Genomic DNA, 25,545 nt, shown 5'->3' with positions numbered 1-25,545 from the left:
CTATCTTAGAAATGTTTCAGGCTGAAACGCTGATTGCGGGTTAAACCTCATTCCACCCTCACTTTAACTTTTGGCTTCGACAAGAGAACTTTGAGCAGCTCCTTGAAAGGAAGAGGTTTATAGAAGAAAAAACCCTGTAAAAAACGGATATGATTGCGCGTGAGGTAATCAAGCTGCTCTTCTGTTTCAACACCTTCCGCCACGATACTAATTGAAAGTTTTTTTGCCAACTCCAGCACCGAATCCAGGATTAACGTTGAATCCTCATTCGCGTTAACCCTGGCAACAAAGCTTTGGTCGATTTTAATGTAATCAATATGCAGCGCTTGCAGATAGGATAGACCTGAGTATCCCGTACCAAAGTCATCCAGGGCAATAGCAAATCCGTTGTTATGCAGCTCATTCAGCGTCCTGACGAGATGTTCATCGATGTGGAGCGGTTCGCGCTCGGTCACCTCAACGACCAGATTAAGATCCTGTTGAATAAAACTGTGTTTGTAGTGGAGACACTCTTCAACAAAGGTGGACGCAACGATATGAGAAGCGCTGAAGTTGATCCCTACGTGGAACCCTTCTGGCAGCAATGTCGAAATAGAATTCATCTGCTTTGCCACCTGTCTCATTAAACTTTGAGTTAATGGAATAATTAACCCTGATTTTTCAGCGAGAGGAATGAAGGACGCGGGAGAAATAAACCCCGATTGCGGATGCTTCCATCTGGCCAGCACTTCAACACCTCGCAAGGTGCCCTCTTTGCCGCTCACGACGGGTTGGTAATAGGGAATAATTTCATTTCTGTAGATAGCAGTACGCAGAGATTCCTCAGGCGAAATATCCTTAGAGAGATAACGCTGCAAAAGATAAGCAGGAAGAGAGGAAATGAGCAACAGAAATAACAACACCCCACCGGCCTGGTCGAATAATCTCGTCAGGCTAAACAGAGGCGGAGCGTTAAATTGAATCGCGAAAGGAAAATCAGCATCTTTTACCGTTAGTACATCTTTGTTCGAATGGGCTGCCGTCAACACATCGCCTGATTGGCCTAAGATACGATCGCCGACGTTCAGTGAATATCCCACGCCGCGTAATGGCATATTCAGCGCATCCCGGATATGGCTGTCACTGATGCTCACCATGATTCGGCTTCCGGCATGATTTGTCTGGTATAAGAGAACCGGCAGGCCGTTGACCGTACTTTTCGCTGGAACGAGTAGCAATGATGCCTGAGGCAGCGCTGAGCCGTTAACCAACAACACGCGATTTCCCGGTAAAGAGGAGCACCATACCGCATCTTGTTTCAGAATAACGATCGTTCTCAGATGCGGTTGTAATGCCGCTTCAGTGCCGAGCCGATACTGTCCTTCAGCATCACACTCATTCTCAGCAAGCTGCATTGCTATCTGGGTCGCATGACGGGCTTCTTTAAGAATGACGTTCATGTTCCGCACAACATAGTGCGCCCCTGCAAGGCTGTCAGCCCGTGCAGAATACCAAACCTGTAAATTAATGATAAAAACGCCCAGCAAAAATATTGCCGTGGCTGCAGCTACGGGGATAGATGCATGGCGCATTTAGGGTTCTCGATTAGAGTGAGGTAACCGCTTCAGCGATGCTGAAGTGATTGAATTGTCATCGTCTTAATCATGGTAGATAACATAATAATTACCATGTCAGGCGTCGAAAATTTTCATTCAGACCCGAATATTTGGTCTGCTCCCATGGCGCAATAAACGACATCATCAAGGGGAAAGATAAAAGGCCACCGAATGGCAGCCCTGCTGATACGTTTTCATTAATTTCAGGTAGACTGAGAACGAGATCAGAACGACACCCTGACACTTCATCGCAAGCCGCTTAAAGCGAGGCTACTTCCGTTTCTGGTAAATCAATGATAACCAGTGTGCCAAAACTGCCTGTTTCGACAGTATGGGGAGTGCCAGCTTTGGCTACATAAAGTTGTCCAGACGTTACAGAGATTTTTTTACCTTTCACGCTCAGTTCCAGACGTCCATCAATGACCAGTAACCCCTCGTCATACTCATGAACCTCTTCAATCACTGAGCGTTCATCCATGCGTAAAACTTTGAGATTCGCAGTTCCAATGCGGCCTAATATATGAGAGTGCCATGTCTCCGGTAATGCAAGTGCTTCGGTTTTGAGGTCATATAGCGACATAACGTCATCCCTTTTGATGTTCGTTTAACGCTCTTATGCCATACAAGTTTCCTCCCGTCATAGAACAAATATGGAAAACCAGGACGAGTAAGATGCTATAGGAGGTCTTGAAACCACAGCGCACGCTGACAGCGTTGCAACGCCAGATATAACCTCGCTGCAAAACGTGCTGGTATTCGCCGCCGGAATCCGTACCATACGCGGCATACAATTTTTGCCCCTGCTGGCTCCGAAGGTAGTACTCAATGCAAGAGAATCAAGAGATTAACAAAAAAGAGCAATACAACCTGAACAAACTGCAAAAGCGACTGCGCCGTAACGTGGGCGAAGCCATTGCAGACTTCAACATGATTGAAGAAGGCGATCGCATCATGGTTTGCCTGTCAGGGGGTAAAGACAGCTACACCATGCTGGAGATCCTGCGTAATCTTCAGCAAAGTGCGCCGGTGAAATTTTCCCTGGTGGCGGTCAACCTTGATCAGAAGCAGCCGGGTTTCCCGGAACACATTCTGCCGGAATACCTCGAGAAGCTGGGCGTTGAGTACAAAATCGTCGAAGAAAATACCTACGGTATTGTGAAAGAGAAAATCCCGGAAGGGAAAACCACCTGCTCTCTATGCTCTCGCCTGCGCCGCGGCATTCTGTATCGTACCGCGACGGAGCTGGGCGCGACCAAAATTGCGCTGGGCCATCACCGCGACGATATCCTGCAAACGCTGTTCCTCAATATGTTCTACGGCGGCAAAATGAAAGGCATGCCGCCTAAACTGATGAGCGACGACGGCAAGCACATTGTGATCCGCCCGCTTGCCTACTGTCGTGAAAAAGACATTGAGCGTTTTTCTCAGGCTAAAGGGTTCCCGATCATTCCATGTAACCTTTGCGGCTCTCAGCCGAACCTGCAGCGTCAGGTGATTGGCGACATGCTGCGCGACTGGGATAAGCGTTATCCGGGTCGTATCGAAACTATGTTCAGCGCGATGCAGAACGTTGTCCCTTCCCATCTCGCGGATGTAGAACTGTTCGACTTCAAAGGCATTAACCATGACTCAGACGTGGTGAATGGCGGCGATCTGGCGTTTGACCGGGAAGATATTCCCATGCAGCCAGCCGGCTGGCAGCCGGAAGACGATGACAATCAGTTTGAAGAGCTTCGTCTGAACGTGCTTGAAGTGAAGTAAGCGAGTAGCGTCTCAGAAACATCTTCTGAGACGCTTGATGCTTTATTTCAGCAGACGTACGCGACAGGTTTTACCCTTGATTTTCCCGTTCTGCAGCTGCTTCCATGCCTTATGGGCCACCGCCTGGCGAACCGCTACGTAGACATGCGCCGGATGAACTGCAATCTTACCGATATCCGCTCCGTCCAGACCCACATCCCCGGTCAGCGCGCCTAATACGTCACCTGGACGCATCTTGGCTTTTTTACCGCCATCAATACACAGCGTCGCCATTTCGGCTTCCAGCGGCACCAGGCTGACGCCAGCAGGGGCATTCATCCAGTTCAGCTTCATCTGCAGCATCTCAGAGAGAATATTGGCGCGCTGCGCCTCTTCCGGTGCGCAGAGGCTGATCGCCAGACCGCTGTTTCCTGCACGTGCGGTACGGCCAATACGGTGCACGTGCACTTCAGGATCCCACGCCAGCTCAAAGTTCACCACCAGCTCAAGGGATTTAATATCCAGACCGCGCGCAGCGACGTCGGTTGCGACAAGAACACGGGCGCTGCCGTTAGCGAATCGAACCAGCGTCTGATCGCGATCGCGCTGTTCCAGATCGCCATGCAGCGACAGTGCGCTCTGCCCGGCGGCATTGAGGGTATCACAGACCGACTGACAGTCTTTTTTGGTATTACAGAACACCACGCAGGAGGCAGGCTGATGCTGGCTCAGCAATTTCTGCAGGAGCGGAATTTTCCCCTGCTGCGAGGTTTCAAAGAACTGCTGCTCGATAGCGGGCAGCGCATCTACGCTGTCGATTTCAATGGTGAGTGGATTTTTCTGCACGCGCCCGCTGATGGCGGCGATAGCGTCCGGCCAGGTTGCAGAGAACAGCAGCGTCTGACGGTCGGTGGGTGCGAAACGGATCACCTCGTCAATCGCATCGCTGAAGCCCATGTCCAGCATCCTGTCTGCCTCATCCATCACCAGCGTTTGTAACGCATCCAGCGAGACGGTGCCTTTTTGCAGATGATCGAGCAGGCGGCCAGGCGTGGCGACAATAATGTGCGGCGCATGCTGGAGTGAATCACGCTGCGCGCCGAACGGCTGTCCGCCGCAGAGGGTTAAAATCTTGGTATTGGGCAGGAAACGCGCCAGGCGACGCAGTTCACCCGCAACCTGGTCTGCCAGTTCGCGGGTCGGGCACAGCACCAGAGACTGGGTCTGAAAAAGCGCCGCATCGATATGCTGCAACAGGCCGAGGCCGAATGCCGCCGTTTTCCCGCTGCCCGTTTTCGCCTGTACGCGCACGTCACGGCCCTCGAGGATGGCAGGCAACGCGGCCGCCTGAACAGGCGTCATCGTGAGGTATCCCAGCTCGTTGAGGTTATCGAGCTGGGCAGCGGGCAGAACATTCAGGGTAGAAAAAGCGGTCACAATAGTCTCTCGTGGTCATCTTTGCAGTCAGATGGCGCGTATCCTCGCAGATCTCGCGGTTCGATGCGACAATTTAATCGGTTCTTCATCGGGCGGCGGGTCGGGCATCGGCTGCGGGCGCGGGATGGGATCGGGCATGGGCACCGGATCGCTGGGGATAGGATCGGATTGACGCGATTGTTGCAGTAGCAGAGCGTTCAGGATGCTCATCATTCCCTCCATAATTTACTGTCGTCCCTTTTAGGGTAGACGTTGAGAATCAGGAGGCAAAAAAAAAGCCGACTATGAAGTCGGCGTCGTACGAATCAATTGTGCTATGCAGTAATTCAAAAAAGGAAGTAAGACAATATGGAGCGCAACGCCCATCGCTTGACGTTGCATTCACCTGCGGGAGTAATATTGCACCTTACGGGGTAGATGTTTATTGACTTCGCTCAATTAAAAGAGCGTTTTGATCCCGGTAAAAGCTGGAAAAAGCGTAAATTTACAGCCATTTACTACGATGCAACCACCATGCAACACCGCCTATCAAAACAACTAACATGACGCAAAACGCGGTAAAACCATAGCGATAGGCATTGCCCGGGATACCGCCCAGGTTTACGCCAAACAGCCCGGTAAGAAACGTGCTGGGCAAAAAGACCATCGCCATCAGGGACATCGTGTAGGTTCTTCTCGCCAGCGACTCCTGCATCACCTGCGCGATCTCGTCCGCCATCACCGCCGTTCTGGCAATACAGGAATCAATCTCGTCCAGCCCGCGCCCCAGCCTGTCGGCAATATCCTGCATTCTGCGTCGCTGATCGTCATTCATCCAGGCAAGTCTTTCGCTGGCCAGACGCGCGTACACGTCGCGCTGCGGCGTCATATAGCGGCGCATCACAATTAGCTGCTTACGCAACAGGGCCAGAAAACCGCGCGGCGGGATCTGCTGATCGAGCAGGTTATCTTCCAGGTCGATGATTTTGTCGTGCAGTTCTTCGATAAATTCGCTCGCGTGATCGGTAAGCGCGTCACAGACGTCCACCAGCCAGCTGCCGCAATCGATCGGCCCGGTGCCCTCTTTCAGATCGTTTACGATGTCATCCAGCGCCAGGACTTTACGCTGTCGGGTGGAGACAATCAGTCCATCGTCCATATATACCCGCATCGCAACCAGCTGATCCGGACGTTCATCCGTGCTGCCGTTAATGCAGCGCAAGGTGATCAGCGTACCGTCCCCCATTCGGCTCACGCGCGGCCGCAGGCTTTCACCCGCCAGCGCATCGCGCACGTTATTAGGCAAGAGCGGGGTCGAAGCGAGCCAGTCAGCGCTGTCCGGGTGGGTATAGTTCAGATGTAGCCAACAGGGATGCGCACTGTCGATCACATCATTATCTTCCAGCGGTCGCGCACCGCCGCGGCCGTCCAGCACCCACGCAAAAACTGCGTCAGGAACGTTAAGTTCAGATCCTTTAATGCTTTCCACAGCGCCTCCACCTTTTTAGCTCTTTTGGTGTCAGTCTAGCTTCCATCAGGGGTTAAGCAACAACTATGTCTCCCATCGCGCTGATATCGCTCAGGAAATGTACATACTGGCCAGAGGCGTAAAAAAAGCCTGGCATGCCAGGCTTTGAGATTCAGTCAGAGTGAGTGCTCTGGCCGCTGGAGGAAGGATGGCGAGCCGCCTGGTAATGAGGAAGAAGAGCCCTGGTCAAGTCTGAAATTACGCGTGCGGGCCTGCAGCTCAATGACCTGATTGCGCAGGACATCAGAGGAACCGTTGAGTTCCTCTGCCATCGCCACGTTGCTTTGCGTGACCCGCTCCAGCTCCGAAAGCGCCAGCGTGATCTGAGAAATGCCTTTTTCCTGCTCTGATGTCGACGCGGAAATATCGTCCATTAAGCGACTGACATTCCCCGAGCCCGTCACGATTTCATGCATATTCTTCTCTGCCTGCGACACAACGGTAGCGCCCTGCGTGACGTTACTGCTGGTGACTTCAATCAGCGCTTTGATATTCTTCGCGGCCTCTGCGCTGCGGTGTGCCAGGTTTCTGACCTCTTCCGCAACGACAGAAAAACCTTTTCCATGATCGCCCGCCCTTGCCGCCTCAACGGCCGCGTTGAGCGCCAGAATATTGGTCTGGAACGCAATGCCGTCAATCAACGAAATAATCTCCGTCATCTGCTGGGCGCATTCGGTGATGGACTGCATATTGTTGGCGACCTGCCCCATCAGCTCCCCGCCCTTGCGCGCCTGCAGCGTCGCCACATTAGCCTGTTCGCTCGCCAGGCGGGTGTTATCGGCATTGTTTTTGGTACTCGCAGCCATTTGCTCCATGCTGGCTGCGGTTTGCACTAAAGACGCAGACTGCTGCTCGGTTTTCACCGAAAGCTGAGCGCTACGTGCCGAGAGTTGATCCGATAAGGTCATCGCGGTTTGCGACGACGCCCTGATCTCGCGCACCAGCGTCGCAATGTTGCCGGAGAGGCTGTTTATCCCCGGGATGAGTCGGCCGGCACAGTTATTGCCAAATTCAGGGATAGAGACACCAAGATTACCTGCTGTCACCTCTTCAATACTCTTCTTCACCGTATTGATCGGCGTCACAAGATACTTCGTCATATAGACCCAGAGCAAAAATAGCGCAATGAAGTTGATGACATTAAGCGAAATAAAGAGAGAAGGATTGCTGGAAAATAGAACAACGACACCTGCACTCACCAAAAAAAGAGATAAAAGGAACCCAATAATAAAGGTCCTGACACTAATATTTTTTAGCATGATAATACCCACGTTTTATATTTTGGTCGGCATTAAGACTTATAGCATTGGCTCAGACGTTTTTCCTCGCAAACTTCACGGGTTTGTTTTTTCGCCGTTAGCATCCTGAGATTTGCCTTAAGTCAGACAAAAAGAGTGTATTAGTGAAAATGTTCTGCGCAGGATGCTGTGATACTGGTCTCTCGCCATCTTAAGCGATAGTATCGCCCGCGGTGAGACGATACGATCGCCCTCATATTTAAGGAGCTTTGCTACTTTTATTCGTTTTTGTTTAGCAATGCTTAATACATTAACAATAGAATATATTTTATATTCTTAATAAGTTTTAGAGTATTAATATGACTGGTCATTTTTCACGATAAATAACTAATATGGTTTGAATGCGCATGTTCGTTGCCCGATATAGATGTACCCGGCAGGCGAAATCGGTAACCCTCTCAGGCGTGGGATTGCATAATGCTCAATATATCGTGGGACCCTGTGTTAATCGCTATCTCTTATCTGGTGGCGTTTATCGCCTCCTTTGTGGCGCTGGACAGCGCCGGAAAGATCCCCCTTTCCAGCCGAAAGGCTGCCCTGTTCTGGCGCATTGCCGGTGGGGTTACGCTGGGCATTGGCATTTGGTCGATGCACTTTATCGGCATGCTGTCGATGCAAATGCCCATGATGATGAGCTACGACCTCTGGTTAACCCTTGCGTCACTGGGCGCCGCGGTGGTTGCATCGACCACGTCTCTGAACATTGCCGTCGTGGGCAAAAAACGTTCTTCCTTTCGACTGATCCTCGCCACGGCTATCCTGAGCGCTGGCGTGGTGTCTATGCACTACATCGGTATGGCGGCCCTGATGCTGGATGGCAGCATCATCTGGGATCGCCGTATTGTGGGGTTGTCCGTGGTCATTGCCGTGGTGGCTTCCGGCACGGCGCTGTGGCTGGCTTTCCGTCTGCGAGATAAACACAAAGGCGTCTTTATCGATCGTCTTCTCGCGGCCCTGGTCATGGCCGCCGCCATTTGTGCGATGCACTATACCGGCATGAGTGCCGCGCATTACCCGGAAATGTCGCATACCCTCCCCGGCGGGATCGGCGAACTGGGGTTATCCATCTGGGTTTCGGTCACCACGCTCTGCCTGCTTGGCGTGATGTTAATTATTTCCCTTGTCGATTCTCACCGACGCACCGGCCGGCTGACGGACAATCTGCGGCAGCTCAATCGGCAGCTTGAGCTACAGGCGCGCTTTGATGCGCTCACCGGACTCGCGAACAGCCACCAGATGGATCTCCGCATGCAGGACTGCCTGCGCAGCGCGTTGCTGAGTAACAGGCAATTTGCCGTCATTTTCCTGAACGTCGATCATTTCAAACGCGTCAACGATACCTGGGGTCACAGCGTCGGCGATGAGTTATTGATCACCGTCGCACAGCGCATCACGGCCCGTCTCACGCGTGAGATGACCCTGGCAAGACTGGGAGGAGACGCCTTTATCCTGCTGGTGCCGGAATGTGATGATGAAAAGCTCAACGCCCTGCTCACTTCACTGCTCGGGGATGTACGACGCCCTCTGTCTGTTTGCGGACATACGTTGAGCACGACAATCAGCGCGGGCGTCAGCCTCTATCCTCAGGATGGCGAAACGCTGCACGAGCTCAAACTTAAGGCGGATGCAGCCTTACATCATGTCAAAGACGATGGGCGCAACGGCTGGGCGATTTATCAGTCCGAGATGTCAACAGCGATCCCGGCGAAACCCGGATTCCTGCAGGAACTTTCTCAGGCGCTTGAACGCGACCAGTTTGAACTGTGGTACCAGCCCACCTGGCATGCGGGAGAGAAAACCATTCATGGTTTTGAAGCCCTTCTGCGCTGGCGGCATCCTGAGCAAGGCGTTGTGCTGCCTGGTCTGTTTATCCCCTCGCTCGAACAAACCGGCTTAATTATCCCGGTGGGCAACTGGGCCATTGAAGCGGCATGCCGGCAGCTGCATTTCTGGACTGAACAAGGGTTCAGCCAGTGGACGTTGTCGCTTAACCTATCCCCCGTCCAGTTCGAACAGCCGGACATTTTCCCTATCATCTCGTCGATGCTGGAAAAATATAACCTGTCTCCGTCCCGGCTGATCCTTGAGGTAACGGAGAGCACCGCGCTTAAAAATCTCGACCGCAGTATTGAGTTGCTCAATACGTTTAATCACGCAGGGATCACCGTCTCGATTGATGATTTCGGTACGGGCTATTCCAACCTGCTGATGCTGAGCGTGCTTCCGGCTAAAGAACTTAAGATCGACAGAAGCTTCGTAACCTCGATGCTGGAAAATGAAAAAAGCTACAAGCTGGTTGAAACCATCATCAGTATCGCCCGGACCATGGAAATGAATGTGGTGGCAGAAGGGATCGAAACGGAAGAACAACAGGCGATCCTCACCCGTCTCGGCTGCGATTATCTGCAGGGGTACCTTTTCTCCCGCCCCTTACCTGCCGAACAGGTACCGTGGCTGCTGCTGCAAATAAACTCCGACAAACAAATTATACCAATTGGTAAAATTCATTCGGAAAACGCATTTGCTTCACAAAAAAATCATGCCTGACGGGATGAAGTGGAGTATGTTTCAAAGCAGTACACGCGAGTCAATTCTGTCATACATGTCAGCCACAGTGTGCCAATGAACAGGAAATGCCTATGTCGCAACCTTGTTTTGATGCGTTGAATGTAATTAAAACACCCGTGTGGCTCATTTCACCCGTGTCGGAACAGATCATTTTTGCGAATGTGGCCGCAACGCAGGTCATGGGGGATAAAACGCTCGATGACCTTCGCAAAGGCACCTATTCTGCGAATGCGCAACTCCTCCTGTCGATGTATGTACCTGAACTGAAAACAGAGCAGGAGATCGTCGAAATCTGGACAATCAGCTGGGATGGCCAGGATACGCCGTTAAGCTGTCGTCTCTCGCTTGCCCACTACGCCCCCTGGGGTGACGTGATTGTTTTCGAGGGGACCTCACCACAATTACTCTCAGGATTGAAGGCCAGCCGTTCCGCCACCTACCGGCGGAAAAAACAGGGATTTTACGCGCGCTTTTTTCTGACCAACAGCGCCCCGATGCTGCTGATCGATCCTGCCCGCGATGGTCAAATCGTCGATGCGAATCTGGCTGCACTCAATTTTTATGGCTATTCACACGACGACATGTGCAGTAAGCATACCTGGGAAATTAATACCCTGGGGCGGGATGTGATGCCCATTATGACGGCGATTGCCGCGCTGCCCGGTGGTCATAAGCCGCTCAATTTTGTTCACCGCCTGGCCGATGGATCCACCCGCCACGTTCAGACGTATGCCGGGCCCATTGAGATCTACGGCGACAAGCTGATGCTGTGCATCATTCACGATATCACCGAGCAGAAAAGGCTGGAGCAGGAGCTGGAGCATGCGGCGTTACGTGACTCCATGACCGGGCTACTCAACCGGCGCCAGTTCTATGCCATTACCGACCAAAACAGCCTCAATTATCTTCCTGCGCAACAGCAATTTAGCCTGCTGCTGGTGGATACCGACCATTTCAAAAATATTAACGATCTGTTCGGTCATCTGAAAGGTGATGAGGTGCTTATCGCCCTCTCGCGAACGCTCGAAGCCTGTAGTCGGGAGGGCGACATGGTGTTCCGCTGGGGTGGCGAAGAGTTCGTTATTCTGCTGCCGCGCACTTCTCTCGACACCGCGTTGCAGATTGCCGAGTCGATCCGTGCAGCCGTAGCCCGCATTACGATTCCGGGCTTACCGCGGTTTACCGTCAGCATCGGCGTGGCGCGGCACGATCAGGGGGAGAGTATTGATGAGCTGTTTAAGCGTGTGGACGATGCCCTGTATCGCGCTAAAAATGACGGACGCAATAAAGTCCTTGCTGCATGAAACTGGAGTATCCAGTAAAGCCCCGCTACAATGCCCACCTCGAATCAATTAGCTTCAGGTGGGTTAAAGCTGCAATGGAAAAAACAGAAATAATACTCACCTTAATTATTTTACTCCTTATTATATTTGGTTTCTGGTTTATTTTTAGCGGCGAGATCTGGTATCTCGTCGAATTTCTTGAAAATATTCTTTACCCGACCTTTGACGCACCGTAACGCACGTTTAATCGCTTGTTTCACCTACCGAATATGTCAGGTATCTGCTTCCCTTACAGTCGCGTAAAATACGCGGCGTTATCCTCCAACAACGTTGATAACGAATCACTTATTCATTTGCTTATGTTGCCCGTGCTCTGACGGGCTTTTTTATTTCCAGCAATTCAGCCACGCCAGGCTATATCTTAATCATCTTTATTGAAAAAGGTGAGGAATGATGAGCAAGAAGATCCTGATGCTGGTTGGCGACTACGCCGAAGATTACGAGACCATGGTGCCTTTTCAGGCTTTGCAGATGATTGGCCATCAGGTGGATGCGGTCTGTCCCGATAAACCAAAGGGCGACTACATCATGACGGCAATCCATGATTTCGACGGCGCCCAGACCTATAGCGAAAAACCCGGTCACCGCTTTACCCTCAACGCCGATTTTTCCACCGTAAAGGAACAGGACTACGACGCGCTGCTCATCCCCGGCGGGAGAGCGCCCGAGTATCTGCGGCTAAATGAGGACGTATTAAAGCTGGTGCAGGCATTTGACGCCGCGCGTAAGCCGATTGCAGCGGTGTGCCACGGCCCACAGCTGCTCGCTGCCGCAGGTATCCTGAAAGGACGAACCTGTAGCGCCTACCCGGCCTGTGCGCCTGAGGTACGCCTCGCCGGAGGACACTACGCCACTATCGGCATCGATCAGGCCCACGTAGACGGCAACCTGGTGACGGCTCCCGCCTGGCCCGCGCATCCGCAGTGGCTGGCGAAGTTTAGTGCGTTATTAGCACAATAGCGCGCCGGTATCAGCCTGGGCGAATACCGCGGGTGGAGCGGAGCCATGTTTTCAGGACTGGCGCGAGGATGCGTCAGTTCTCGTTTTAACCGTTGGCACATCCCGCTTTCTCCCCTAAAAGCAATGTGATATTAGCCCATCAACTCCTGCAGGGCATCCTGCCGATTGGCCTTAATAGAAAAAATACGATCCATCCTGGTCAGCTTAAAGAGATCGTGTGTATTGCTGTTAAGCGAACACAGCACCAGCTCACCCTTGCCGTTTAAACTCTTGAGTATGGATACCAGCGCGCCGAGACAGCTGCTGTCAATAAAATCTACGTGGCTGAAATCCAGCAATATCTTTTTATTACTTTTTTCAATCACCTCCAGCACCTGCTGCTTAAAGGTCTGCTCGACAGAAGCATCCAGCCTGCGAACCAGCGGAACGACAATCTGTACGTCATTTTCACTCTGTATTTCAAAGTTCATAATCACCCTCACATCAGGCGTAACGTGTTCCCGAATGCAGATCTTAGTGCACCGGCATCGCTCCCGGAAGGCAACCGGAAGCATGACCCTCAGCAATTTATTCCCCAAATATCCCTTGCATATCCCTGAATGGTTCTGTCACTCGAAAACTCCCCCATTCGGCTAATATTTAGCAACGCTTTTCGATGCCACTGGCGGGGATGTTCAAAATCCGCCATTGCCTGACGTTGGGTTTGACTGTAGCTGTCAAAATCCAGCAGATGACAATAATGATCGGCTGTTGTCAACATATGGTGTAGCTGTGCAAAAATTTCACGATCCGCGGTAAATTCGCCAGAAATAAGCGTATCCACTATACGCATCATTCGAGGATCGCTCTGACGATAGAAACGATTATTATCGCCATTTGAACGCATTTCATTGATTTCTTCAGCCGTCGCGCCGAAAAGATAGAAGTTTTCTACCCCAACAGCATTAAGAATTTCAATGTTGGCACCATCATACGTACCCATTGTTAACGCACCATTCAGCGCGAACTTCATATTACTGGTTCCAGATGCCTCCGTACCTGCTGTGGATATTTGTTCAGACAGGTCTGTTGCCGGTATTATGCTTTCGGCTAAGGAGACTTTGTAATCCTCAAGAAAAATGACTTTCAGCTGTCCGGCAATACGCGCATCGCTGTTGATTTTATTCGCAACAGCATTAATTAACTGAATAATAAGCTTTGCCATTCGATAACCGGGTGCCGCTTTACCTGCAAAAAGATGCACCTTAGGCGCTATGGTTCTCCCATTCTCTTTAATATCAATATAGAGAGAAATGACGTGAAGAATATTCAGAAGCTGGCGCTTGTATTCGTGAATGCGTTTTACCTGACAATCAAACATTGCCATAGGGTCCAACATAATCCCATAACGTTGAGAAACAATCTGGCTCAGCGCGGATTTATTTTTGAATTTAATGCCGCGGATATGATCGATCACCCCCGTATCATCCGCATGCTTCTCCAGCTGTCGAAGCATATGTAAATCCGTCGGCCATCGGGTACCCAATTGCTGATTCAGAAACGCGGCAAGATTTGGGTTAGCCTGCTGCAACCATCTGCGCGGTGTAATGCCGTTGGTCTGATTAATGAATTTATCTGGCGTAATAAAATAAAAATCGGGAACCAGGTGCGTTTTGATAAGCTCGGAATGGAGCATCGCCACCCCATTTACACAATGACTCCCGACGATGGCCAAATTTGCCATCCTGATACTTTTCTCGTTGTCCCCCGAAAACAGAGACAAGGAGGTCAACAAATGCGGTTTGTCGGGCCAACGGGAGGCGACATCCTCAAGAAAACGGTGGTTAATCTCAAAAATAATCTGCAAGTGCCGCGGCAACAGTTTTTCAAACAACGCCACTGGCCAGGTTTCCAGGGCCTCAGGCATCAGCGTGTGGTTCGTGTATGCACAGGTTCTTTGGGTGATATCCCAGGCCTGGTGCCAGGGAAGGTTATGTTCATCTACAAGTATTCGCATCAACTCGACAACAGCCAGCGCGGGATGCGTATCATTAAGCTGGATAGCAACATGCTTCGGCAATAAAGAAATATCCGTTTCAATTTCAGTATATTCACGAAAAATATCACGCAAAGTACATGCCACAAGAAAATACTCCTGAGTAAGTCTGAGCTCCTTACCTGAGAGAATTTCATCAGAAGGATAGAGTATTTTTGAGATATTTTCAGAAGCTATTTTTTCACTAACTGCTTTTATATAATCACCATGATTGAAAATATGAATATTGAAAGAGTTAGAAGCTACGGCACTGTATAAACGAAGTTTATTAGTGGTGTTACCTCTGTAACCAGAAACGAAATAATCATTAGGAATGCCTACGATGGTATTCCATCCCATCCACATTGGATTGTAATTACCATTAACATCATCTGAATGTTCAATGAAACCACCAATGGGGATCAGCATAGCCTGGCTATGGTGTTCAACTAGCCAGGGGGAGTGCATGGAATGCCAGTCATCTGGATGTTCGACTTGCTGACCATTCTCAAACGTCTGCCTGAATAAACCATACTCGTATTTGATACCATGCCCTGAAGCAGCAATATCTAACGTAGCCATAGAATCGATGAAGCAGGCGGCCAGGCGCCCTAACCCCCCATTCCCAAGTGCCGCATCGGGTTCTTCATCAAAAATATTATCAAAATCAAATCCGAGCTCATTGACAACCTGACGCATATCATCTAGCAAATTCATATTCATCAGGTTGTTACGCAATGACTGCCCGAGTAAAAATTCCATTGAGAGATAATAAACGCGTTTTTTCTTTTCAGCGCGCTGCCGAGCCTGACTATCGAGAAAGCGATCTTGCTGAAAATACCGCACTGCCAGCGCCACAGCATTGAATATATCGCCGTTGGTAGCCTTGTCCAGGCTAACGCATAACGTATATTTTAATTGTGTTTCGACAAGTTCACGCAACTCTCTGTTAGTGAAAGACATATTGACCTCACTGGAGTTACTGCATGTTTTTAATATGCAGAACACAAGATATTATTTTGTTCAAGTGTAGATGGCGATTTTCAACACATGCAATTTTTACCCACAATTACGTATTGTGTTTTTTGAATCGCCTGATAAATATCAGCGCGAGTATCGTCAGGAAAGTGTTATTTTCTGCTGTGGCGGGAGAGGATCAGAAGGAGCAACTGGCGCTGTACTCCGCGCCAGTTCTGGATTTTGTAGTAGTTAAGTCCTGGGCGTCAGTGTTTCTCAATATACATTGTCCGGCTATACGCCACGTCTTCCGGATTATTGATGGGGTAGCCTTTCACCCAGGGCTTAATCAGACGACCATTGGTGTACTGATAAATTGGCGCGATGGGCGCTTTCTCCATGAGGATTTTCTCCGCCATGTTGTAGTCCGTATTACGCGCTTTCGCCGTGGTTTCCAGCGTCGCCTGATGGATAATTTTATCGTAGGCTGGCTCATTGAAACGCGAGATATTGCCGCTGTGGGTTGAGGTCAGCAGGGACAGGAAGGTCGATGGCTCGTTGTAATCGCCTACCCATGACGCGCGGATCACATCAAAATTACCGGTATTACGGCTGTCGATATAGGTTTTCCACTCCTGGTTTTGCAGCTTGACGTCCGCACCGAGATTTTTCTTCCACATTGACGCCACCGCAATGGCGATTTTCTGGTGGTTTTCCGAGGTGTTGTACAGCAGGGTCAACTTCAGAGGACGCTGAGGACCGTAACCTGCGGCCTGGAGCAAGGTTTTCGCCTGAGCATTCAGCTCCTGCTGCGACATCTGCTCGAACGGTGAAGGTTCAGGCGTGAAGCCCGCCGTCACGTCAGGAGTGAAATGCCAGGCCGGCTTCTCACCGGTTCCTAATACCTTCTCCGCCATAATGCGGCGATCGATGGTCATGCTCAGGGCAAGACGAACCCGGGCATCGGCCGTCGGGCCCTTTTGCGTGTTAAACGCGTAGTAATAGGTTCCGAGCTGAGGCGGCGTATACACCTGTCCCGGAATGTCCTTCAGGAGCTTCTGATACATGTTTTTCGGGAATGATTCGGTGATATCAATATCCCCCGCCAGATAGCGTTTGGTGGCAGATGATTCCTGATTGATCGGAATGAAGGTCACTTTTTGCAGGACAGTTTTCGCATTGTCCCAGTAGTGGGTATTCGGAACGACAACCAGTTTTTCATTCACCACGCGGTCGTTCAGGACGTATGCGCCATTGCCCACCAGGGCACCCGGACGCGTCCACTCTTTACCGCTTTCAACGTTCGCTTTTTGTACCGGATAGAAGGCAAAGTTTGCCGTCAGGTTGCTGAACCACGGTAGCGGTTTGTCCAGCTGGACGCGTAAGGTTCTGGCATCCACCGCCGTCACGCCCAGGGTGTCAGGCGCCGCTTTACCATCGATAATGGCCTGCGCGTTGTTGATACCCGCCAGCGCCGCAAACCAGGCAAACGGAGATGTGGTTTTCGGGTCAACCAGACGCTGCCAGCTGTAGACAAAATCCTGCGCAGTGACGGGCGTACCGTCAGACCATTTCGCGTTGTCACGCAGGGTGAACGTCCAGATACGGTTATCGTTGCTCTGCCAGCGGGTCGCCACGCCCGGAGTGAGTTCCCCTTTCTCGTTCTGATTCACCAGCCCTTCGAAAAGATCGCGAATCACCTGAATCTCGGGCAACCCCACCGCTTTTGCCGGATCGAGCGAAGCCGGTTCGTCTTTAATATGCCTGACCAGCTCCTGTTTTTGCGCCAGTACCGTGCCCTGCGGCACATCAGCAGCGTATGAGAGTGTAGAGAGCCCGCACAGACACAGTGCGGTAAAAAGACGCGAAACAGGATGCTTCATAAGATCCCCTTTAATAAATTCAGGTAACAAGCAGATGCGTAATTATTTGTTTCGACAATAAGAAATGCAAATAACTTACGCCTGAATAGTGATTTAAGGCAATTCTCAGCCGTTACGGAAACTATTTGATTAACAGCGGCTTTTGCACAACACTGCCAGTAGAGACTTTTTTATCAGGATTTCGTATGGCAACCACCCGACCACGCGCGGAACGCGGCGCCTTTCCTCCGGGCGCGGAACAATATGGCCGCTCATTTTTAGGCGCATCGCTGATCTGGTTCCCGGCACCCGATGCCGATCGCGACAGCGGTTTGATCATTGCCGGCACGCACGGTGATGAGAACTCGTCTGTCGTCACGCTCTCGTGCGCGCTGCGGACGCTGACGCCGTCATTACGACGCCATCATGTGATTCTTGCCGTGAATCCGGATGGCTGCCAGCTTGGATTACGGGCAAATGCGAGGGGGGTCGACCTGAACCGTAATTTCCCGGCGGCAAACTGGCGCGCCGGAGAAACGGTGTATCGCTGGAACAGCTCCGCGGAGGAGCGGGACGTGGTGCTGCTGACGGGAGACAAGCCCGGTTCCGAGCCGGAAACGCAGGCGCTGTGCCAGCTTATCCATAAGATCCACCCCGCGTGGGTGGTCTCCTTCCACGATCCGCTGGCCTGCATTGAAGATCCGCGTCACTCCGACCTGGGCGCGTGGCTGGCACAGGCTTTCGCCCTGCCGCTCGTCGCCAGCGTGGGGTATGAAACACCCGGATCATTCGGAAGCTGGTGTGCCGATTTGAGCCTGCCCTGCATCACCGCTGAATTCCCGCCGATATCCTCCGACGAAGCCAGCGAAATTTACCTAAAAGCGATGACGGACCTTCTGCGCTGGCAGCCTCAAAGATGAAGCACGCCGCTGGTAAATTTAAGGGCCGGTGAAACGTCAACCGCCAGCCACGTCGGGCCATCCAGATCGGCGAAACGAACCTGGTTGACCAGCGGCAGCGCCGCGCCGATCGCCCGGGAGGTGCAGAGCATGCATCCCAGCATCAGGGCGAACCCCTGCGCCCGGGCTTCCGCTGCAAGGGCCAGGGCTTCTGTCAGTCCGCCTGCCTTGTCGAGCTTGATATTGACCATCTCATAGCAGCCCTTAAGCTCGCTCAAATTTTCGCGGGTGTGGCAGCTTTCATCCGCGCACACGGGCAACGGATGGATAAAATTCTTCAGAGCTGCATCCTCTTTTACCGGCAGAGGCTGCTCCAGCATCGCTACGCCCAGATCGGCCAGCAGCTGGCATCGCGCGGCCAGCCCTTCGGGATGCCACGACTCGTTGGCGTCCACAATCAGCGTGGCTGAGGGCACCGCCGAGCGAATAGCGACCATCCGCTCGCTGATCAGACGATCGTCGAGCTTCACTTTTAACAGCGTGGCCCCGGCGTCATAGAGCGCTTTCGCACTGGCGGCCATTTGCTCCGGCTCACCAATCACGACCGTCTGCGCCGTCACGACGGTCTCCGGCAGCACCACACCCAGCAAGGACGTCAGCGATTTTTGCTGCTTAGCGGCTTCAAGGCTCCAGAGCGCACAGTCGATGGCGTTGCGCGCCGCCCCGGCGGGTAAACGCTGCTGTAACGCCTCGCGCGTGAGCCCTTTTTGCAGGTCAGGCACCAGGGTCATGATCTGCGCCATCACCGACGCAGGACTTTCTCCGTAGCGCGGGTAAGGCGTACATTCCCCGACGCCTTTCATACCCTCTTCTTCGATTTCAACTACGACCACGCTGGCTTCACTTCGGCTGCCGCGAGAGATCACAAACGGGGTATGCAATGGCCAGGCTTCTTCATAGACCTTAACGCTTCTCATCACTGACTCCTTGCGGCCCGGTAAGGCGAAAAATTTGGTTTGCCGTGTTATCCGCTGATGGCATACACTAGCCCCGACGTTAACTATATGTAAACAGGAAGATATCTATGTCACAACTCGTTCATTTCCAGGGCAACCCGGTTGCTGTAGCAGGTTCCATTCCGCAGGCTGGCAGCAAAGCGCAGGCTTTTACTCTGGTGGCTAAAGATCTGTCTGACGTCACACTGGCTCAGTTTGCGGGCAAACGCAAAGTACTGAACATTTTCCCAAGCATTGATACCGGTGTTTGTGCCGCATCCGTGCGTAAATTCAACCAGCTGGCGACTGAAATGGACAACACCGTTGTGCTGTGCATTTCCGCTGACCTGCCGTTTGCCCAGTCCCGTTTCTGCGGTGCCGAAGGCCTGAGCAACGTTATTACCCTCTCCACCCTGCGCAGCGCAGATTTCCTCGAGAAATATGGCGTCAGCATTGCTGAAGGCCCACTGAAGGGTCTGGCAGCACGTGCTGTACTGGTTCTGGATGAAAACGACACCGTCGTCTTCAGCGAACTGGTTAACGAAATCACCACCGAGCCGGACTACACTGCCGCGCTGGACGTGCTGAAAGCATAATAAGTCCTTAGCATTCTATACAACTTATTCTCAACCTCGCTGCGGCGGGGTTTTTTATTACCTCAAAGCTGAATCGTTAAAGCATAAATGCTCGTAAGTCACATTAATCATGCAATAACTTTGGCAATATGTAACATTAGCGTGATCAATAACGCATAATAATCGTTAAAATTCCCTATTTTTATCCCCAGTGAAGCACATCACATTTCCCTTTTTGTCTAAACATTAGATTTGCTTACGAAAGAAAATAATCGTTTCAGCAAAAAGGATAATATATGAAGATCAAATTCGCTTTTACGCTCCTTGCGGTCCTGATTTCTGGTCATGCTGCGGCTAAAACCTGGGTGCTGACAAGCGCTGAAAGCAGCGTAGAGAAAGGAAACTGGAAGATTTCCAGTGACGAGCTGAAAGTTAAGGATCAAACGTTCAGCATTGAGCAAAAAGTCTTACATGGCGGTAAGCAGGAAGGCAGCAAAGTCATCATTATTAGCAGCAAAGATGGCCTCACCATCACCCTGAGCCCGACCCGCGGGATGAACCTTCTGCACGTAGAAGGCTTTGGCACCCGACTGGGTTGGAATTCCCCCGTCAAAGAGGTCGTGAACCCGGCTTATATCAACCTTGAAAGCCGCAACGGTCTCGGTTGGCTGGATGGTTTCAACGAGATGATGGTGCGCTGTGGCTATGAGTGGACAGGGCACCCGGTCACCGCGGACGGGCAAATTTACACCCTGCATGGCAGAGCCGGTAATACACCGGTATCGCAGGTAGAGGTCGAGGTTGCGGATGCCGCTCCGCATGAGATCCGCGTTCGGGGTTTGATCAAAGAGAGCACCTTTAAAAAAGCGGATCTGCAAACCATGACCGAACTGCGCTACGTTCCCGGAACCAACCAGTTCAGCCTGCATGATGTTCTGACAAACCATGCAGATTACCCTCACGATTACCAAATCATCTATCACAGCAACTTCGGCGCGCCAATCCTCGAAGAAGGCGCCCGATTCCTTGCGCCTGCGGTGAGCGTGAGCCCATTCAATGACTACGCCAAAGCGGGCGTTAACGACTGGCAAACCTACGCCGGGCCGACAAAGGGCTTTGATGAGATGGTCTTTAACATTAAACCGCTCGCAGACAACAACCACGAAACGCTCGCGGCAGTGGTCAATAAAGCCGGAGATAAAGGCGCATCAATCCAGTTTGATACGCGCCAGCTGCCCGTGCTGACCTTATGGAAAAATACCGACACGCTGAAGCAGGGTTATGTCACGGGCATCGAACCGGGTACCAGCTACGCCTACCCCGTGACGATTGAACGCGAGCAGAAGCGGGTTAAGCAGCTGGAGCCAGGCGCCAGCGCGCAGTTCGATCTGACCTATACCCTGCTGCACAGCCCGCAGCAGGTGAAAGACGTCGAAAGCAGGATTGCGTCGATTCAGGGAGAGACAAAAACAGAAATCGTTAACACGCCGATGGCGAAGGAATAAACGTAAAGTAAAAAGCCTCTTTGCAGAGGCTTTTTTGTTATTCGTCACCTTTCTTATGATTCAAACCGTACTCACGCAGCTTATTCGCGATTGCGGTGTGCGAGACGCCAAGACGTTTTGCCAGCTTGCGGGTGCTGGGATAGCTGCGGTACAGCTGCGTCAGCACAGAACGCTCGAAACGGCTGGTGATATCGTCCAGCGACCCTTCCATCGCCTCTTCGCCTACCGATACCGTTCCGGCATCGTAATCCGGCAGCAGGATATCCTGCGGGCGCAGCTCATACCCTTCAAGCTGGGTCAGCGCGCGATATACGGCGTTTTTGAGCTGACGAATGTTGCCCGGCCAGCCGTAGCGCATGAGCACCGTGCCAAGATCAGCAGACAGTTTCGGACGCGGCACCCCCTGCTCGTCGGCAAAGCGGGCGACGAACAGCTCCGTAAGCGGCATGATGTCCTGAGGGCAATCGCGCAGCGGCGGAATATTCAGCGTCAGGACGTTGAGGCGGTAATAGAGATCTTCGCGGAAGATCCCCTTTTGCACCAGTTCAACCAGGTTTTTCTGGGTGGCGCAAATGACGCGCACGTCCACATGCACTTCGTGATCCTCACCGACGCGGCGGAACGTTCCGTCGTTCAGGAAACGCAGCAGCTTAGCCTGCATACGCGGCGACATTTCGCCGATTTCGTCCAGCAGCACCGAGCCGCCGTTAGCCTGCTCGAAGAACCCTTTCTTACCTTCCGGCGCGTGACCAAACAGCTCGCTTTCAACGGCATCTTCCGGAATAGAGGCGCAGTTGAGTGCCAGATAGGGCTTAGCCGCACGCGGACTCGCCAGATGCACGGCGTGAGCCAGCAGGTCTTTCCCGGTGCCGGTATCCCCGGTAATCAGCAGCGGCGCGGTCAGGCTTGCGAGCTTGCGCGCCTGATCAACCACATGGCGCATTTTCGGACTGACGGCAATAATCCGGCTGAATGCACCAACGTCCTGACTGGAGAGGTTTTGCAGCTGGCGACCCATGCGTAACGTCGAGCGCAGCATGATCACTGCCCCGGTCAACACGCGAGTATTCCCTTCTCCTTTCAGATAGACCGGCGTGATCTCCATCAGGAAATTCTGTCCGTTAATCACCACATGCTCGCTAAGCGTGTTCTGCGGATTGCTGTCCAGCCAGCGCTGGAAGTTAAAGCCGGGGATCAGCTGCGCGGCGTTATGATTGCTGAGCTTCTCCTGACTCTGCGCGAAAAGCTGGCAGCTCGCGTGGTTAACGCGCTCAACTTTGCTTTTCAAATCCAGGGAGAGGAACGGCTCTGGCATGGCTTCCAGCAGCGCGCTCAGGGCCAGATGCTCACGCTCAGAGGGCATCCAGGGAATGGTGCGTACATCCGTAACGCCAGCGATACGGCGGATTTCTGCCATCAGGCTGCTGAAGGTATTAAATTCAATTTCGGCAAAATTGAGGTAAATTCGCCCGACAGGATCGATCTCAATGCCACGTAAATCAATGCTACGTAAAACAAGAAGATCGAGTAATTCGCGGGTCAGACCGAGACGGTCTTCACAGAAGACTTCAAGACGCATGGGAAATTCACCGTTTTAAGCCAATAACAGTAAAATGATATGTCAGAACACGGTGATCCGGAAGATGGCTGTCAACAAATATTGACAGCCAGCACGATTAGTGAACAAAACCTCACGGAGTCGGTTTTTTATTGAGCGTCTCTTTGAGCTGGCCGATCAGTTCACGCCTGAAATCCCCCAGCCGGGGCTTATCGCCATCAATCCACGGCAGCGGACGGCAGACCTCCATCGCTTTAATCCCCAAACGCGCCGTTAATAATCCCGCGCCGATACCCTGAGCGGCACGGGCAGAAAGACGCGCCGCCAGATCCTGCGACATCCAGTCCATGCCCACTTCGCGCACCAGCTCACTCGCCCCGGCAAACGCGATATTAAGCAGGACCAGTTTGAACAGTCTGAGCCGACTGTAGTAACCCAGCTCTATGCCGTAAAGGTTCGCGATACGGTTGATCAGGCGCAGGTTACGCCAGGCGATAAAGGCCATATCGACCAGCGCCAGCGGGCTCACGGCAATCATCAGGGTGGATTCCGCCGCAGAACGACTGATCTCGCGTCGCGCCTGGGCATCCAGTACCGGCTGAACCATATGGGAGTAGAGCGTCACCACTTCCCGGTCATTCTGGGTTTCATGGATGGCGGCATACCAGCGTTGAAGCGCCGGATGCGACTGATCGATTCCGGCCTGGCTGGCCAGCTTTTCACAGAATGCACGACCTTTCCCGGTGCCGTGGCTGTGGAGCAGATCCCGCGCTTCATCACGCTCGTGCGCGCGCTGGCGCAAACGCCAGAGCCGACGCCACTCGGTGGCAACCGACCCGATGCCCGCCCCCACAATCAGCGCGCCCGCGGCACATCCGCCCAGCGCGACCCAGTCCTGAGTATGCCAGGCATTCATCGTCCACTGCACGCCCTGCCCAACCACGCTTACGCCAAACAGCGCCAGACCGGCGGTGACCATCTTGCGCCACAGACTGCGTTTTGGACGCAGAGCGGCTTCCACAACCGCCTCCGCCGGTCCTTCTTCGACGCCAGGCTCCTCAGTCAGGGCCGGGGCAAAGTTATCAGCCTGCGTGCCGCTGAACGTCTGCGCGGTTTTGAACGCCTCCTGAGGATCCTGCTCAAGCGTTCCGGTAAAGTCTATGCGCGGTTTTAACGGTTCCGTCATCGCAATTTATCTCCAATCAAAAACTCCAGCGCCGCATCCAGACGGATGTGTGGTAATGGCCTGTCGACGCTCATTGCCTGCGGGCGGAAGGCTTCAAACTGGAAGCCCTGATTCTGCCAGAAGGCCTGCCCCGGCAGCCGCGCAGGCACTTCGCCCGGATACACGGTAAGCGGTTCACCGTCGCTGAGCCGGTTACCGCGTAATGCCGGTATTTTCTCACCGTTAAGGTCAATCAGCCCGCTTTGCGTCGCCTGCACGGACGCGAGCCCAAGGCAATCCATGCCGATCCCTTCGAAGGCGGCGTTTTGCCAGGCGTCCTGCACCAGCTGCTGCAGCAGCGACACCATATTGGCATGCTGGTCAACCGTGACGTGATCGGCCTTCGTGGCCGCAAAGAGCAGTTTATCGATTACCGGTGAGAACAGACGGCGAAACAGCGTCCGCTGCCCGTAGTGAAAACTTTGCATCAGCTGCGTCAGCGCAAGGCGCATATCGTTGAAGGCCTGTGGCCCGCTGTTAAGCGGCTGCAGACAATCCACCAGCACAATCTGACGGTCAAATCGCAAAAAGTGGTTTTTATAGAATCCCTTGACCACTTTTTCACAGTAGTAATGGTAACGCTCGCGCAGCATCCCGGCGTTAGTGTGCTTATCCGCCTGCGCCAGCGTCGACTCGCCCACCCCGTCCACATCCGGCCAGGGGAAGAACTGAAGCGCAGGCGCGCCCGCTAAATCACCCGGCAGAACAAATCGCCCCGGCTGAATGAAGTGTAATCCTTCCTGCTTGCACTGGTGCAAATACGCCGTCCAGGCATCGGCAATGGCCGCCAGACGGTTCTCATCTGCCGGCGCAAGCGGGTCCAGACCTTCGCACAGCTGTCGCCATTTGGCCGACCACCCGGCGCGCTGCCCCTGCAACAGGCCCGTCATCTGGCGGGACCAGCTAAGGTAATCCTGCGCCAGCATCGGCAGGTCGAGCAGCCATTCGCCGGGGTAATCGACGATTTCCAGGTACAGCGTGGAGGTATCCTTGAAGTGGCGCATCAGGGATTCATTCGAGCGAAAACGCAGCGCGAGGCGAATTTCACTGACCCCTCGCGTCGGCGTCGGCCAGGTGGGCGGATCGCCATAGAGCTGCGCCAGCCCTTCGTCATAGGTAAAACGTGGAATACCAAAATCCCGCTGTGGGACGCGCTTCACGCCCAGCAGGCGTTCTTCCCGCACCGCGCTAAGCAACGGCAGACGCGCCCCGGCGTGCAGGTTCAGGAGCTGGTTTACCATCGCGGTGATAAACGCTGTCTTACCGCTGCGGCTCAGCCCCGTCACGGCCAGACGCAGATGACGGTCAACGCCACGGTTCACCAGTGAATTGATTTCGTTCTTAAGTCGCTTCATCGCCGTCCTTCGTTGCCTGGAAGCCTTGAATGCATGGCTTCAGAATACAATAAATGGGGGCAGATCGTTGATTATCAATTCTTATTTATTGCTATTGCCGTTTTCTCTCCAGTAAGATGAACGGCATTGCTGTCAGTCCGGAGTGAGTAAGG

Annotated in this window: 21 protein-coding genes and 1 pseudogene; 9 read left to right on the top strand and 13 right to left on the bottom strand. The window is 52.7% G+C overall.

The window, feature by feature from the left end; genetic code table 11:
• Positions 1 to 47 precede the first annotated feature (47 nt).
• Both P349_RS15695 and P349_RS15700 read right to left on the bottom strand, forming a co-directional pair.
• Positions 48 to 1,571 carry an EAL domain-containing protein gene (locus P349_RS15695; protein ID WP_032647503.1) on the bottom strand — a complete coding sequence of 508 codons (1,524 nt, stop codon included), beginning with the start codon at positions 1,569 to 1,571 and terminating at the stop codon, positions 48 to 50.
• Positions 1,572 to 1,854: 283 nt separating this feature from the next.
• On the bottom strand, positions 1,855 to 2,175 hold the full coding sequence (locus P349_RS15700) for a cupin domain-containing protein (protein ID WP_024907223.1): 321 nt from the start codon (positions 2,173 to 2,175) through the stop codon (positions 1,855 to 1,857).
• 141 nt (positions 2,176 to 2,316) lie between these two features.
• Here P349_RS15700 and P349_RS26780 point away from each other — a divergent pair.
• Positions 2,317 to 2,385: pseudogene (locus P349_RS26780) on the top strand (hypothetical protein); the annotation flags it as partial.
• A gap of 35 nt (positions 2,386 to 2,420) precedes the next feature.
• Complete coding sequence (gene ttcA / locus P349_RS15705; RefSeq protein WP_024907166.1) at positions 2,421 to 3,356, top strand: tRNA 2-thiocytidine(32) synthetase TtcA; 936 nt, start codon at positions 2,421 to 2,423, stop codon at positions 3,354 to 3,356.
• Positions 3,357 to 3,398: 42 nt separating this feature from the next.
• Here the strand turns inward: ttcA and dbpA are convergent, their stop codons facing one another.
• The 4 genes from dbpA to P349_RS15720 all read right to left on the bottom strand — a co-directional run bounded on the left by dbpA (position 3,399) and on the right by P349_RS15720 (position 7,538).
• Entirely contained in the window at positions 3,399 to 4,772 is a 1,374-nt protein-coding gene (gene dbpA / locus P349_RS15710) for an ATP-dependent RNA helicase DbpA (protein ID WP_032647506.1), read from the bottom strand.
• A 27-nt stretch (positions 4,773 to 4,799) separates the two neighbouring features.
• Entirely contained in the window at positions 4,800 to 4,982 is a 183-nt protein-coding gene (ynaL, locus tag P349_RS26775) for a proline-rich small protein YnaL (protein WP_071787463.1), read from the bottom strand.
• 274 nt (positions 4,983 to 5,256) lie between these two features.
• Positions 5,257 to 6,240 carry a zinc transporter ZntB gene (gene zntB, locus P349_RS15715; protein WP_024907164.1) on the bottom strand — a complete coding sequence of 328 codons (984 nt, stop codon included), beginning with the start codon at positions 6,238 to 6,240 and terminating at the stop codon, positions 5,257 to 5,259.
• Between the two features lie 155 nt (positions 6,241 to 6,395).
• The gene (locus P349_RS15720; protein WP_071995288.1) at positions 6,396 to 7,538 is read right to left on the bottom strand and encodes a methyl-accepting chemotaxis protein; all 1,143 of its coding nucleotides are present in this window, start codon (positions 7,536 to 7,538) and stop codon (positions 6,396 to 6,398) included.
• 456 nt (positions 7,539 to 7,994) lie between these two features.
• Between P349_RS15720 and P349_RS15725 the strand changes: the two genes are divergently transcribed.
• The 4 genes from P349_RS15725 to P349_RS15735 all read left to right on the top strand — a co-directional run bounded on the left by P349_RS15725 (position 7,995) and on the right by P349_RS15735 (position 12,448).
• Positions 7,995 to 10,124, top strand: coding sequence for a putative bifunctional diguanylate cyclase/phosphodiesterase (locus P349_RS15725; protein ID WP_032647509.1), 2,130 nt, complete (start codon positions 7,995 to 7,997; stop codon positions 10,122 to 10,124).
• A gap of 92 nt (positions 10,125 to 10,216) precedes the next feature.
• Entirely contained in the window at positions 10,217 to 11,449 is a 1,233-nt protein-coding gene (locus tag P349_RS15730; RefSeq protein ID WP_032647511.1) for a sensor domain-containing diguanylate cyclase, read from the top strand.
• Entirely contained in the window at positions 11,446 to 11,664 is a 219-nt protein-coding gene (locus P349_RS27035; protein WP_081758194.1) for an Ecr family regulatory small membrane protein, read from the top strand. The genes P349_RS15730 and P349_RS27035 overlap by 4 nt, the downstream gene beginning before the upstream one ends.
• 217 nt (positions 11,665 to 11,881) lie before the next feature.
• Positions 11,882 to 12,448, top strand: coding sequence for a DJ-1/PfpI family protein (locus P349_RS15735; protein WP_032647513.1), 567 nt, complete (start codon positions 11,882 to 11,884; stop codon positions 12,446 to 12,448).
• A gap of 131 nt (positions 12,449 to 12,579) precedes the next feature.
• On the opposite strand, the gene P349_RS15740 is transcribed toward P349_RS15735, so the two are convergent.
• The 3 genes from P349_RS15740 to P349_RS15750 form a co-directional block, all read right to left on the bottom strand.
• Positions 12,580 to 12,918, bottom strand: a complete 339-nt coding sequence (locus P349_RS15740) for an STAS domain-containing protein (RefSeq protein WP_032647515.1) — start codon at positions 12,916 to 12,918, stop codon at positions 12,580 to 12,582.
• An 89-nt stretch (positions 12,919 to 13,007) separates the two neighbouring features.
• Positions 13,008 to 15,425, bottom strand: coding sequence for a glycogen/starch/alpha-glucan phosphorylase (locus tag P349_RS15745; RefSeq protein WP_032647517.1), 2,418 nt, complete (start codon positions 15,423 to 15,425; stop codon positions 13,008 to 13,010).
• Between the two features lie 260 nt (positions 15,426 to 15,685).
• Complete coding sequence (locus P349_RS15750) at positions 15,686 to 17,302, bottom strand: peptide ABC transporter substrate-binding protein (RefSeq protein WP_032647518.1); 1,617 nt, start codon at positions 17,300 to 17,302, stop codon at positions 15,686 to 15,688.
• Between the two features lie 185 nt (positions 17,303 to 17,487).
• Between P349_RS15750 and mpaA the strand changes: the two genes are divergently transcribed.
• Positions 17,488 to 18,201, top strand: coding sequence for a murein tripeptide amidase MpaA (mpaA, locus tag P349_RS15755; protein WP_032647520.1), 714 nt, complete (start codon positions 17,488 to 17,490; stop codon positions 18,199 to 18,201).
• On the opposite strand, the gene ycjG is transcribed toward mpaA, so the two are convergent.
• Positions 18,192 to 19,157 carry an L-Ala-D/L-Glu epimerase gene (ycjG, locus tag P349_RS15760; RefSeq protein ID WP_032647522.1) on the bottom strand — a complete coding sequence of 322 codons (966 nt, stop codon included), beginning with the start codon at positions 19,155 to 19,157 and terminating at the stop codon, positions 18,192 to 18,194. The genes mpaA and ycjG overlap by 10 nt on opposite strands.
• Before the next feature lie 107 nt (positions 19,158 to 19,264).
• Here ycjG and tpx point away from each other — a divergent pair, with 107 nt between their 5' ends.
• Both tpx and P349_RS15770 read left to right on the top strand, forming a co-directional pair.
• A complete protein-coding gene (gene tpx, locus P349_RS15765; protein ID WP_023335907.1) occupies positions 19,265 to 19,771 on the top strand; it encodes a thiol peroxidase in 507 nt (168 codons plus the stop codon).
• Between the two features lie 275 nt (positions 19,772 to 20,046).
• Positions 20,047 to 21,255, top strand: coding sequence for an aldose 1-epimerase family protein (locus P349_RS15770; RefSeq protein WP_032647525.1), 1,209 nt, complete (start codon positions 20,047 to 20,049; stop codon positions 21,253 to 21,255).
• Between the two features lie 37 nt (positions 21,256 to 21,292).
• Here the strand turns inward: P349_RS15770 and tyrR are convergent, their stop codons facing one another.
• The 3 genes from tyrR to P349_RS15785 all read right to left on the bottom strand — a co-directional run bounded on the left by tyrR (position 21,293) and on the right by P349_RS15785 (position 25,393).
• Positions 21,293 to 22,834 (bottom strand): transcriptional regulator TyrR, encoded by a 1,542-nt coding sequence (tyrR, locus tag P349_RS15775; RefSeq protein ID WP_032647526.1) that lies wholly within the window; start codon positions 22,832 to 22,834, stop codon positions 21,293 to 21,295.
• A gap of 112 nt (positions 22,835 to 22,946) precedes the next feature.
• Positions 22,947 to 23,999 carry a YcjF family protein gene (locus P349_RS15780; protein ID WP_032647528.1) on the bottom strand — a complete coding sequence of 351 codons (1,053 nt, stop codon included), beginning with the start codon at positions 23,997 to 23,999 and terminating at the stop codon, positions 22,947 to 22,949.
• On the bottom strand, positions 23,996 to 25,393 hold the full coding sequence (locus tag P349_RS15785) for a YcjX family protein (RefSeq protein ID WP_024907152.1): 1,398 nt from the start codon (positions 25,391 to 25,393) through the stop codon (positions 23,996 to 23,998). The genes P349_RS15780 and P349_RS15785 overlap by 4 nt, the downstream gene beginning before the upstream one ends.
• Positions 25,394 to 25,545: the final 152 nt, after the last annotated feature.

It is taken from the genome of Enterobacter sp. DC4, from assembly GCF_000568095.1.
GTDB lineage: Bacteria > Pseudomonadota > Gammaproteobacteria > Enterobacterales > Enterobacteriaceae > Enterobacter > Enterobacter pseudoroggenkampii.
The sequence above is the reverse complement of the archived record's forward strand: the minus strand, read 5'-3'. Positions and strand labels throughout refer to the sequence as shown.